General features: G+C 71.9%; 10 protein-coding genes. 5 read left to right on the plus strand and 5 right to left on the minus strand.

Annotated features, from left to right (window positions below):
* Positions 1-21 precede the first annotated feature (21 nt).
* Positions 22-1170, minus strand: coding sequence for a PP2C family protein-serine/threonine phosphatase (locus IE106_RS21600; RefSeq protein ID WP_189536622.1), 1149 nt, complete (start codon positions 1168-1170; stop codon positions 22-24).
* Positions 1171-1277: 107 nt separating this feature from the next.
* Between IE106_RS21600 and IE106_RS21605 the strand changes: the two genes are divergently transcribed.
* Entirely contained in the window at positions 1278-2507 is a 1230-nt protein-coding gene (locus IE106_RS21605) for a GNAT family N-acetyltransferase (RefSeq protein WP_189536624.1), read from the plus strand.
* A 31-nt stretch (positions 2508-2538) separates the two neighbouring features.
* Here the strand turns inward: IE106_RS21605 and IE106_RS21610 are convergent, their stop codons facing one another.
* Both IE106_RS21610 and IE106_RS21615 read right to left on the minus strand, forming a co-directional pair.
* Positions 2539-3348: an Fpg/Nei family DNA glycosylase gene (locus tag IE106_RS21610; protein WP_189536626.1), complete on the minus strand. Its 810-nt coding sequence runs from the start codon at positions 3346-3348 to the stop codon at positions 2539-2541.
* 4 nt (positions 3349-3352) lie between these two features.
* A complete protein-coding gene (locus tag IE106_RS21615) occupies positions 3353-3841 on the minus strand; it encodes a ribose-5-phosphate isomerase (RefSeq protein ID WP_189536628.1) in 489 nt (162 codons plus the stop codon).
* 162 nt (positions 3842-4003) lie between these two features.
* Here IE106_RS21615 and IE106_RS21620 point away from each other — a divergent pair, with 162 nt between their 5' ends.
* Positions 4004-5437 (plus strand): amino acid permease, encoded by a 1434-nt coding sequence (locus IE106_RS21620; protein WP_189536630.1) that lies wholly within the window; start codon positions 4004-4006, stop codon positions 5435-5437.
* A gap of 94 nt (positions 5438-5531) precedes the next feature.
* Here IE106_RS21620 and IE106_RS21625 read toward each other — a convergent pair whose 3' ends face one another.
* On the minus strand, positions 5532-6140 hold the full coding sequence (locus IE106_RS21625) for a biotin transporter BioY (protein WP_189536632.1): 609 nt from the start codon (positions 6138-6140) through the stop codon (positions 5532-5534).
* 275 nt (positions 6141-6415) lie between these two features.
* Between IE106_RS21625 and IE106_RS21630 the strand changes: the two genes are divergently transcribed.
* The 3 genes from IE106_RS21630 to IE106_RS21640 all read left to right on the plus strand — a co-directional run bounded on the left by IE106_RS21630 (position 6416) and on the right by IE106_RS21640 (position 10376).
* Positions 6416-7789, plus strand: coding sequence for an amino acid permease (locus IE106_RS21630; RefSeq protein ID WP_189536633.1), 1374 nt, complete (start codon positions 6416-6418; stop codon positions 7787-7789).
* A 176-nt stretch (positions 7790-7965) separates the two neighbouring features.
* On the plus strand, positions 7966-9579 hold the full coding sequence (locus IE106_RS21635; protein ID WP_229840667.1) for an amino acid permease: 1614 nt from the start codon (positions 7966-7968) through the stop codon (positions 9577-9579).
* Between the two features lie 161 nt (positions 9580-9740).
* Positions 9741-10376, plus strand: a complete 636-nt coding sequence (locus IE106_RS21640) for a superoxide dismutase (RefSeq protein WP_189536635.1) — start codon at positions 9741-9743, stop codon at positions 10374-10376.
* 123 nt (positions 10377-10499) lie between these two features.
* On the opposite strand, the gene IE106_RS21645 is transcribed toward IE106_RS21640, so the two are convergent.
* Positions 10500-11135, minus strand: coding sequence for a mycothiol-dependent nitroreductase Rv2466c family protein (locus IE106_RS21645; protein ID WP_189536637.1), 636 nt, complete (start codon positions 11133-11135; stop codon positions 10500-10502).
* Positions 11136-11285: the final 150 nt, after the last annotated feature.

Genomic DNA, 11285 nt, shown 5'->3' on the forward strand with positions numbered 1-11285 from the left:
GGGGCGACTGTACGTGCGGGCTCAGGCGTCGCGGGAGATCAGGAGCAGCGCGCGGTCGTCGTTGACGTCCTTGGCGCAGGCCTCGATGAGATGCCAGGCCGCGCCGCGGAAGCCCGCGGTGACGTAGCGGTCGGCCTCGCCGGTGAGCCGGTCGATGCCCTCGGCGATGTCGCGGTCGGCGGCCTCGACGAGGCCGTCGGTGAACAGCATCAGCACGTCACCGGGGTGCAGGGTGCCCTTGACCGGGTGGAACTCGGCGCCGTCGTAGACGCCGAGCAGCGGCCCGTCGGCGGCCTTCTCCTCCCAGCGGCCGCTGCCCGCGTGGAGCTGGAGGGCCGGCAGGTGGCCGGCGGACAGCAGCTCGTAGTCGCCGGACTCCAGGTCGAGGACCAGGTGGATGGAGGTGGCGAAGCCCTCGTCCCAGTCCTGCCGGAGGAGGTAGGCGTTGGCGGCGGGGAGGAAGCCGTGCGGCGGGAGGGACCCGACCAGCCCGCCGAAGGCGCCGGACAGCAGCAGGGCGCGGGAGCCGGCGTCCATGCCCTTGCCGGACACGTCGGTGAGGACGGCTTCGAGGGTGCGGCCGCCGTTGGTGCGGGCGGCGACGACGAAGTCGCCGGAGAAGGACTGGCCGCCGGCCGGGCGCAGCGCCATCTCGCGGTGCCAGCCCTTGGGCAGCGGGGGCAGGGCGCTCTGGGTGCGGATGCGTTCGCGCAGGTCGAACAGCATGGTGCCGCCGCGCCGCCAGGGCACGCCGACGCGGGCCCGGAACTGGGCGATGAGCAGGCCGAACAGTCCGCACGCGGCGACGACCAGGACGGTGCCGGGGGTGACCCGGGCGGCGCCCTCGGTGTACGGGCCGAGGGCGGCCGACTCGACGATCAGCGCGGCGGCGGAGGCGGCGTACAGGCCGAGGAGGCTGGCGGGGCGCAGCAGCAGCCCGCCGGCGACGATCGGGAGGACGAGGGCTTCGGGGGCGCACCACACGGGGGTGGCGATCGTGGCGAGCATGATCGCCGGGATGGTGAGGAAGAGGCCCGCCAGGGCGATCCAGTCGGAGCCGTCGCCGCGGAAGTAGTCGACGGCGGACCTGCGCAGCGCGACGCGGGCCCGGTGGGCCGCCTTGCGGTACCGGGCCGTGTACGTGTCCGTTCGTGGAGCGCTGCGGGCCATTGGCCTGGACCCTATCCAGCCGGGCGGGTCGCGTGCAGGGGGACCCCCGTGACATTGCGTTCGAAATCGGGTCGCCCGGCGTGGGGACGGGCTGATACGCATGGCATATGACGATTGAGCCGAGGGTCCTCGCCGCCACCGAATGGAACGTGTGGTTCACGCAGTTGGAGCTTGCGTTCGGGGGTGTGCCCGAGGCGCCGGAGGAGCGCGCCCTGTGGGAGGAGCTGACCGAGTGCGACCGCTCGCTGGGCGTCTGGGACGGGGAGGCGTGCGTCGGGACGGCGGGGGCGTTCTCGTTCCGGCTGTCGGTGCCGGGCGGGGCCGTGGTGCCGGCGGCCGGGGTGACGATGGTGAGCGTGGCGCCGACCCACCGCAGGCGCGGCGTCCTCACCTCGATGATGCGGCGGCAGCTGGACGACGTGCGTGCCTGGGGTGAGCCGCTGGCGGTGCTGACGGCGTCGGAGCCCGGCATCTACGGCCGGTTCGGCTACGGCCTGGCGACGCAGCGGATGCGGGCCGACATCGACACGACCCGGGTGCGGCTGTCCGTCCTGGAGGGGACGGACGGCGTACGGCTGCGGCTCGCGCGGCCCGAGGACGCGGCGGCGGCGTGCGAGGCGGTGTACGCGCGGTCGGTGCCGCTGCGGCCGGGGATGACGGAGCGGCGGCCGGGGTGGGAGCGGCTGCCGCTGCTGGACCCGCCGGGGGACCGGGGCGGCGCGTCGGCGCTGCAGTGCGTGCTGGCGGAGCGGGACGGCGAGGTCACGGGGTACGCGCTGTACCGGGTGCGGCCCGAGTGGAACGCGGCGGGACCCGACGGCACGGTGGTGGTGGAGCACGTGGGGGCGCTCGACCCGGTGTCGTACGCCGCCGTGTGGCGCTACCTGTTCGCCATCGACCTGACGACGAGCGTGTCCGTCAACAGCTGTCCGGTGGACGCCGCGTGGCAGCACCTCGTGTCGGACGTGCGGCGGTGCGGGATCGCGCTGCGGGACGGGATGTTCGTCCGGCTGGTGGACGTGGGCGGGGCGCTGGAGGCGCGGACGTACCAGGCGCCGGTGGACGTGGTCCTGGAGGTGGCGGACGACTTCTGCCCCTGGAACGCGGGCCGTTGGCGGCTGACCGGGGACTCCGAGGGCGCGCGGTGCGTCCGTACGGACGAGGCGGCGGACCTGGCGCTGTCCGTGCGGGAGCTGGGCTCGGCGTACCTGGGCGGGTTCTCGCTGGCGTCGCTGGCCGGGGCGGGCCGGGTGCGGGAGCTGCGGGAGGGCGCGCTGGCGGAGGCGTCGCTCGCGTTCGGCTCCGCCGCCGCCCCCTGGCTGTCGCACAACTTCTGAGCCCCGCCCCCGGACCGGCCGGCGGCGGGGGTCAGCGCCGCTGGCAGCCGGGGCACCAGAAGAGGTTGCGGGCGGCGAGATCGGCGGTGCGGATCTCGCCGCCACAGATGTGGCAGGGCAGGTGGGCCCTGCGGTACACGTACACCTCTCCGCCGTGGTCGTCGACGCGCGGCGGGCGGCCCATCGCCTCGGGGGTGTGCTCGGGCCGCACGGTGTCGATGCGGTTGGTGCGGACACCCTCGCGCATGAGCGTGACCAGATCCTGCCAGATCGCCGCCCACTCCGTCTCGGAGACGTCCTTTCCCGCGCGGTACGGGTCGATGCCGTGCCGGAAGAGGACCTCGGCGCGGTAGACGTTGCCGACGCCGGCGATGACCTTCTGGTCCATGAGGAGCGCGGCGATCGTCGTGCGGGAGCGGGAGACGCGGCGCCAGGCGCGGGCCGGGTCGTCGCCGTCGCGCAGCGGGTCGGGGCCGAGCCGGTCGTGCACCGCCTGCTTCTCGGGGTCGGTGACGAGCGCGCAGGCCGTGGGGCCGCGCAGGTCGACGTGGGCGTCGTCGTGGGCGAGCCGCAGGCGGACCGTGTCGGTGGGCGGCGGTACGGGCGCGCCGCCGAAGGTGACCTTGCCGAACAGGCCGAGGTGGATGTGCACCCACTCCCCCGCGCCGAAGCCGAGGAACAGGTGCTTGCCGTGCGCCTCGGTGGTCTCCAGCACGGTGCCGTCGAGGAGGGCGGCGGCGTCCGAGAACTTGCCCTGCGGGCTGGTCACCCGCACGGCCCGGCCGCCGAACCGTTCCCGGTAGTCGGCGGCCAGCCGGTGGATCGTATGCCCTTCGGGCACGGTGTCAGTCCTGCTGGGGGTGGTGGGCCGGGATCGGGGGGAGCTCGCCGGTGGTCTCGTACGCGGCGAGCATCTCGATGCGGCGCGTGTGGCGCTCGTCGCCGGAGTACGGGGTGGCGAGGAAGACCTCGACGAACCTGGTGGCGTCCTCCAGCGAGTGCATCCGGGCGCCGACGGCGACGACGTTGGCGTTGTTGTGCTCGCGGCCCAGGGCGGCGGTCTGCTCGCTCCAGGCGAGGGCGGCACGGACGCCCTTCACCTTGTTCGCGGCGATCTGCTCGCCGTTGCCGGAGCCGCCGATGACGACGCCGAGGGCGTCGGGGTCGGCGGCCGTCCGCTCCGCGGCGCGCAGACAGAACGGCGGGTAGTCGTCCTGGGCGTCGTGGATGTGGGGTCCGCAGTCGACGGGCTCATGGCCGTGGGCCTTCAGCCACTCGACGAGGTGGTTCTTGAGTTCGTAGCCGGCATGGTCCGAGCCGAGGTACACGCGCATGGCTCCGAGTGTGACACGGAGGGTGCCCGGAGGCGGTCGCCGGGGTGGGCCGGGAGTGACGCGTGCAACGATCCGGACTCGGGCCCTTCCGGGCCCGGACGCCCTCGGGGTTCAATGCACGGGCTCGCGACCCGAGCACCCGAGAAAGTTAAGGAACTGCCCATGACTACCCAGACGAACCTGGCGAAGGAAGGCGGAGAGGCCGGAAACCCCGGTACTTCGCAGTCCCCCCAGGGTCTCAAGGCGGGCCTCAAGAACCGCCACCTGTCCATGATCGCCATCGGCGGCGTGATCGGCGCCGGCCTCTTCGTCGGGTCGTCCGGAGGCATCGCCGCGGCCGGCCCCGCCATCCTCCTGTCGTACGCCCTGGTGGGCGCGATGGTCGTGTTCGTGATGCGGATGCTGGGGGAGATGGCCGCGGCCAGCCCCGACTCCGGGTCCTTCTCGGCCTACGCGGACCGGGCGCTGGGCCGCTGGGCCGGCTTCTCCATCGGCTGGCTGTACTGGTTCTTCTGGGTGGTCGTCCTGGCCGTCGAGGCGACGGCGGGCGCGGTGATCCTGGAGGGCTGGGTCCCGGCCGTGCCGCAGTGGGCCTGGGCGCTGATCGTCATGGTGGTGCTGACCGCGACGAACCTCGCGTCGGTCTCCTCGTACGGCGAGTTCGAGTTCTGGTTCGCGGGGGTCAAGGTCGTCGCGATCGGCGCGTTCGTCGTCATCGGCCTGCTGGCGGTCTTCGGGCTGCTGCCGGGCTCCGAGAACCCGGGGGCCGGGCTGGCCCACCTGACGGACACCGGCGGCTTCTTCCCCAAGGGCGTCGGGGCCGTGCTCACCGGTGTGCTGATGGTCGTCTTCTCGTTCATGGGCAGCGAGATCGTCACCCTCGCGGCCGGCGAGTCGGAGGACCCGCGCCGGGCGGTCACCAAGGCCACCAACAGCGTGATCTGGCGCATCGGCGTGTTCTACCTGGGCTCGATCTTCGTCGTGCTGACGCTGCTGCCGTGGAACGACTCCTCGATCGTCGAGAAGGGCTCGTACGTCGCCGCCCTCGACTCCATCGGCATCGCCCACGCCGGGCAGATCATGAACGTGATCGTGCTGACGGCCGTGCTGTCGTGCCTGAACTCCGGCCTGTACACGGCCTCGCGCATGGCGTTCTCGCTGGGCGAGCGCGGTGACGCGCCGAAGTCCTTCGCGCGGGTCAACGCCAAGGGCGTGCCGGTCATGGCGATCTGGGCGTCGGTGGTCTTCGGCTTCGCGGCGGTGTACTTCAACTACGCCTTCAAGGACACCGTCTTCACGTTCCTGCTGAACTCCTCGGGCGCCGTGGCGCTGTTCGTCTGGCTGGTGATCTGCTTCACGCAGCTGCGGATGCGCGGCATCCTGATGCGGGAGGCGCCGGAGAAGGTCACCGTGAAGATGTGGCTGTTCCCGTACCTGACCTGGGCGACCGCCGCGATGATCCTCTTCGTGCTGGTCTACATGGTGTTCGACGAGGCCAACCGCCAGGTCGTGCTGCTGTCGGTGCTGGTGGCGGCGATCGTGGTGGCCGTGGGCCTGGTCCTGGACCGCAGGCACCGGGCGGCCGCGCGGTCCTGAGACGCGCGCAGACGACATAAGGAGGGCCCCTCCTCCGTCCCGCGGGACGGAGGAGGGGCCCTCCCCGTTCGTATGGGTGGCGCGTGCCTCGGCCTCAGCCGCGGTCGCGGTCGCCGTCGCGGCCGCCGAGGAGCTTCCAGGCGGTGGGCACCAGTCCCATGGCGAGCGCTGCCTTCAGCGCGTCGCCGACGAGGAACGGCACCAGGCCGACGGCCACCGCCTGGGACAGGGACATGCCGGTGGCGAGGGCCAGGTACGGCACGCCGACCGCGTAGACGATCAGGGAGCCGACCGCCATCGTGCCCGCCATGCGCAGCACCGAGCGGTCGGCGCCGCGCCGGGCGAGGGCGCCCACCGCGGTGGCGGCGAGGAGCATGCCGAGGACGTAGCCGATCGTCGGCATGGTGTAGCCGGCCGTGCCCTGGGCGAACCACGGCACCCCGGCCATGCCGAGGAGCGCGTAGAGGGCGAGGGAGAGGAAGCCGCGGCGGGCGCCGAGCGCGGTGCCGACGAGGAGCGCGGCGAAGGTCTGGCCGGAGACCGGGACCGGCGAGCCCGGCACGGGGACGGCGATCTGGGCGGCGAGGCCGGTGAGGACGGCGCCGCCGGCGACGAGCACGAGGTCGCGGGCGTGGGCGCGGCTGGAGGGGAGCAGGTCGGCGAGGACCGCTCCGGTGCGGGCGGGGACGGCGGCAGTGCTCATCGGAACTCCGGTACTCCGCGGTGCTTCGCGGGCGGTGGGCCAGGGGGACAGGCCCCGACCGTAGCCCAGGGGCGGACGGGCGATCACCGTCAGCGGACGACAAAGCCCCGCTCCCGGCGTTGGTGGACTTCGCACAAAGGCCGCCCGTGAACCTTCCACGGACGTGATACGTGTCACTAGGGATGCCGGTGGAACCGCCCCTTTTGCGTGGCGGCGTGATCTCCGGAGAGACTGTGGGGTCTCGCCAAACGCACGAAGAGAGTGTGCTCAGCACCATGCACGACCCCCGGACCGCCCCCGCCGAACCCCTGTCGCACGTGCTGAAGCGGCGCCACCTGACGATGCTCGGTCTGGGCGGGGTGATCGGCGCGGGGCTGTTCGTGGGCTCCGGGGCGGGGATCGCGGTGGCCGGGCCGGGGATCGTGCTGTCGTACCTGATCGCCGGCGCCCTCGCGATGCTGGTCATGCGGATGCTCGGGGAGATGTCGGCGGCGATGCCCGCGTCGGGCGCGTTCTCGGTGCACGCCGAGCGGGCGCTGGGCCGCTGGGCCGGGTTCTCCGTGGGCTGGCTGTACTGGTTCCTGCTGGTGGTGGTGCTGGCGGTGGAGGCGGCGGGCGCGGCGCGGATCGCGAGCGGCTGGCTGCCGGCCGTGCCCCAGTGGGGCTGGGTGCTGGTCTTCATGCTGGTGTTCACGGCCGCCAACCTGGCCGCCGTGAAGAACTTCGGGGAGTCGGAGTTCTGGTTCGCCGCGCTGAAGGTCGGGGCGATCGTGCTGTTCCTGCTGCTGGGCGTGGCGGCGATCGCGGGGTGGCTGCCGGGGCGCGAGCCGGTGGGGCTGGCGAACCTGACCGGGCGGGGCGGGTTCCTGCCCCACGGCTGGGCGGGCGTCGTGTCGGGCGTGCTGGCCGTGGTGTTCGCGTTCGGCGGCCTGGAGGTGGTGACGATCGCCGCCGCCGAGTCGGACGACCCGGTCCGGAACGTGGCGCGCGCGGTGCGCACCGCCGTGTGGCGGATCCTCTTCTTCTACGTGGGTTCGATGCTGGTCGTGGTGACGCTGCTGCCGTGGACGGCGATGCGGCCGGGGCTCAGCCCGTACGTGGCGGTGCTCGACTCGATCGGGGTGCCGGCGGCGGGGACGCTGATGGACGGGGTGGTGTTCGTGGCGCTGCTGTCCGCGCTGAACGCCAATCTGTACGGGGCGTCCCGGATGGTGTTCTCGCTCGCGGAACGCGGTGAGGCGCCGCGCGGACTGTTGAAGGTGTCGGCGGGCGGGGTGCCCCGGCGGGCGGTCCTGGCGTCGGTGGCGTTCGGATTTGTGTCGGTGCTGCTGAACCTCCTGTGGCCGGATTCCGTTTTTCTCTACCTGCTCAACTCCGTCGGTGCGGTCCTGCTCTTCGTGTGGGCGCTGATCGCCCTGTCGCAGTTGCGGCTGCGGCGGCGGATCGAGCGGGAGGCGCCGGGGTCGCTGACGTTGCGGATGTGGGCGTTCCCCTGGTTGACGTGGGCGGCTCTGGCTGCGATGACGGGGGTCGTGGTGCTGATGCTGCGGGAGGGGTCGACCCGTCCCCAGGTGCTCTGGTCGGCCGGTGCGACGGCTCTCGTGGTGGCGGTGGCGCTGCTCCGGGAGTGGCGCGCGAGGCGGGTGTAACGGCCGTTTCCAGACAACCGGTGATCACATTCCGCTTGTGAGGAATCTGTGGTCAGATCTTCACTTTGTGTGAGCGCTGTGTCCGTATAGCGGAAACATGTTCCCTGTCGCCGGTGTGCGCATCAACACTTGGGCGCACCTTTTGCCTCTCCCCCGATACGGAACAGGGCACTCCCATGTCTCGGACCCCCGCGCCCGCGTCCACCGGATCGGCCGACGTCGACGCATCTGCGACGCCGACCACCGACGCGCCGCTCTCGCACGGACTCAAGCAACGCCACCTGTCGATGATCGCCCTCGGCGGTGTGATCGGCGCCGGCCTCTTCGTCGGGTCGGGCTCCGCCATCGCGGCCGCCGGCCCGTCGATCGTCGTCGCCTACGCGATCTCCGGCCTGCTCGTCATGCTGATCATGCGCATGCTGGGCGAGATGTCGGCGGCCAACCCGGCCTCCGGTTCCTTCTCGGTCCACGCCGAGCGGGCCGTCGGCCCGTGGGCGGGCTTCACGGCGGGGTGGGCCTTCTGGTTCCTTCTGTGCGTGGCCGTGGGTCTGGAGGCGATCGGCGCCGCCAAGATCGTGACGGGCTGGCTTCCGGGCGTGCCCGAGTGGTCGATGGTCGCCCTGTTCATGCTGGTGTTCTGCGTGACCAACCTGGCCGCCGTGAAGAACTTCGGCGAGTTCGAGTTCTGGTTCGCCGCGCTGAAGATCGGCGCCATCTCGCTGTTCCTGGTCATCGGCCTGCTGGCCATCCTGGGCCTGCTGCCCGGCACCGACTCCCCCGGCCTGTCGAACCTGACCGGCCAGGGCGGCTTCCTGCCGAACGGCACCGACGGACTGATCGTCGGCCTGCTCGCCTCCGTCTTCGCGTACGGCGGTCTGGAGACGGTCACCATCGCCGCCGCCGAGTCCGAGCGCCCGGTCGAGGGCGTCGCCAAGGCCGTCCGTACGGCGATGTGGCGCATCGCCGTCTTCTACATCGGCTCCATGGCGGTCATCGTCACGCTGATCCCGTGGAACAGCGACTCGCTCGCCAAGGGCTCGTACGTCGCCACCCTGGAGCACCTGGGCCTGCCGGCCGCCGGCGAGATCATGAACGTCGTCGTGCTGATCGCGCTGCTGTCCGCGATGAACGCCAACATCTACGGCGCCTCCCGCATGGCCTGCTCGCTGGTGGCGCGCGGCCAGGGCCCGAAGGTGCTCGGCAAGATCTCCGGCGGCGTGCCGCGCGTCGCGGTGCTGACCTCGTCGGTCTTCGGCTTCGTGTGCGTGCTGCTGAGCTACTGGCGGCCGGACGACCTGTTCATGTGGCTGCTCAACATGATCGGCGCGATCATCCTGGTCGTCTGGTTCTTCATCGCCGTCTCCCAGCTGATCCTCCGCCGCCGCACGGAGAAGGAGGCGCCGGAGAAGCTGGTCGTGCGGATGTGGGCCTTCCCGTACCTCACGTGGGCGGCGCTCGCGGGCATCGCCGTGGTGTTCGTCCTGATGGCCCGCGACGCGGGCACGCGCGAGCAGCTCTACTACACGGGCGGCCTCGTCGTGGTCCTGGCCGCGCTGGGCTACGCCCACCAGCGGCTGACCGCCGACAAGGCGACCGCCCCCGCCGCCGCGCAGCCGGCCGCCGCCGGAGCGCCCGCGCCCGTCGAGGAGGCGCCGGCCGCCGAGAAGCCGGTGGCAGAGGAGAAGTCCGCGACCGCCGGGAAGCCGGTCTCCACCGAGAAGGCGGCGACCACCGGGAAGTCCGCGTCCGAGGAGAAGCCCGCGGCCGCCGCCGCGAAGGGCGACGACTGATCCACCCGCACTTCCTGGGAGGCCCCGGCGCGACGGCGCGCCGGGGCCTCCCCGTTCTCCGGGCGCCTTCCGGCCTAGGGCCAAAGGCTGATCAACTCCGGGCAGTGCTGCTGCTAGCCTGCACTTGCACACAGGTTGCAATAAGCCGTCGGAGGCTCGGCATGGCGATGTACACCCTTCCGGAACTTCCCTACGACTACTCGGCCCTGGCGCCCGTCATCAGCCCGGAGATCATCGAGCTCCACCACGACAAGCACCACGCCGCGTACGTCAAAGGCGCGAACGACACCCTGGAGCAGCTGGAGGAGGCGCGCGACAAGGACCAGTGGGCCGCCCTGAACGGCCTGCAGAAGAACCTGGCCTTCCACCTCTCGGGCCACATCCTGCACTCCATCTACTGGCACAACATGACCGGCGACGGCGGCGGCGAGCCGCTGGAGAAGGACGGCACGGGCGAGCTCGCGGACGCGATCGCCGAGTCGTTCGGCTCGTTCGCCCGGTTCAAGGCGCAGCTGTCGAAGGCCGCCGCCACCACGCAGGGCTCCGGCTGGGGCGTCCTGGCGTACGAGCCGGTGAGCGGCCGCCTCATCGTGGAGCAGGTCTACGACCACCAGGGGAACGTCGGTCAGGGCTCCGTGCCGATCCTGGTGTTCGACGCCTGGGAGCACGCCTTCTACCTCCAGTACAGGAACCAGAAGGTCGACTTCATCGAGGCGATGTGGCAGGTGGTCAACTGGCAGGACGTGGCCAAGCGCTACGCCGAGGCCAAGGACCGCGTGCCGCTGATCGCGCCCTGACGACGGCGCGACACCCCCCGGTCCCCTGCCCGTGATCGTCTTCTCACCCTTCACGCGGCGGGCGGAAAAGAGGAACGGCCCCCGCGAGGACAGGACTCGCGGGGGCCGTTCCGGCGTGGGTGCTCAGTCGAAGACCGGGCCCGTCGTACGCGTGCGCTTGATCTCGTAGAAGCCGGGCGTCGACGCGACCAGCAGCGTCCCGTCCCACAGGCGGGCCGCCGCCTCGCCCTTGGGCGCCGGGGTGACGACGGGGCCGAAGAACGCGACCTCCGTGCCGTCCGGGCCCGGCACCGAGATCACCGGCGTGCCGACGTCCTGGCCGACCTTGTTGATGCCCTCCTTGTGGGAGGCGCGCAGCTCCGCGTCGTACGTGTCCTTCTCGGCGTACTCCAGCAGCTCCGCCGGCAGCCCGGCCTCCTCGACCGCCGCGGCCATCGCCTCGCGGGTCGGGCCCTGGCCCTCGTTGTGGAAGCGCGTGCCCATCGCCGTGTAGAGCCGGCCCAGGACCTCCGGGCCGTGCAGCTGCTCGGCCGCCACGGCGATGCGGACGGGCTGCCACGCCGTGGTCGCCAGCATCTCCCGGTACTCCTCCGGGACCTCGTCCAGCTTGTCCTCGTTGAGGACGGCGAGGCTCATCACGTGCCAGCGCACGTCCACCGGGCGGACCTTCTGGACCTCCAGCATCCAGCGCGACGTCATCCACGCCCACGGGCACAGCGGGTCGAACCAGAAGTCGGCGGTGGTCCTCGTCTCGGACATGTGTCTCCTCGGATCCGTGAATCGTGAAGGGAAGCCGTGCGGTCGCGCTCCTCCCACAACGCCAGGGGACGACGAGGGCATTCCCGCTTATGGCGGCTCCGGGCGGCATGGGAGGATCGCCGCCTACCAACGAGTCACGAAGGAGTGCCC

The organism is Streptomyces roseolilacinus (assembly GCF_014649335.1).
Classification (GTDB): domain Bacteria; phylum Actinomycetota; class Actinomycetes; order Streptomycetales; family Streptomycetaceae; genus Streptomyces; species Streptomyces roseolilacinus.

Bases quoted from the DNA above. Each gene is read 5' to 3' on its own strand.
- IE106_RS21630 (WP_189536633.1), top strand. From the start codon at position 6,416: ATGCACGACCCCCGGACCGCCCCCGCCGAACCCCTGTCGCACGTGCTG.
- IE106_RS21615 (WP_189536628.1), bottom strand. From the start codon at position 3,841: ATGCGCGTGTACCTCGGCTCGGACCATGCCGGCTACGAACTCAAGAAC.
- IE106_RS21645 (WP_189536637.1), bottom strand. From the start codon at position 11,135: ATGTCCGAGACGAGGACCACCGCCGACTTCTGGTTCGACCCGCTGTGC.
- IE106_RS21635 (WP_229840667.1), top strand. From the start codon at position 7,966: ATGTCTCGGACCCCCGCGCCCGCGTCCACCGGATCGGCCGACGTCGAC.
- IE106_RS21625 (WP_189536632.1), bottom strand. From the start codon at position 6,140: ATGAGCACTGCCGCCGTCCCCGCCCGCACCGGAGCGGTCCTCGCCGAC.
- IE106_RS21600 (WP_189536622.1), bottom strand. From the start codon at position 1,170: ATGGCCCGCAGCGCTCCACGAACGGACACGTACACGGCCCGGTACCGC.
- IE106_RS21640 (WP_189536635.1), top strand. From the start codon at position 9,741: ATGGCGATGTACACCCTTCCGGAACTTCCCTACGACTACTCGGCCCTG.
- IE106_RS21620 (WP_189536630.1), top strand. From the start codon at position 4,004: ATGACTACCCAGACGAACCTGGCGAAGGAAGGCGGAGAGGCCGGAAAC.
- IE106_RS21605 (WP_189536624.1), top strand. From the start codon at position 1,278: ATGACGATTGAGCCGAGGGTCCTCGCCGCCACCGAATGGAACGTGTGG.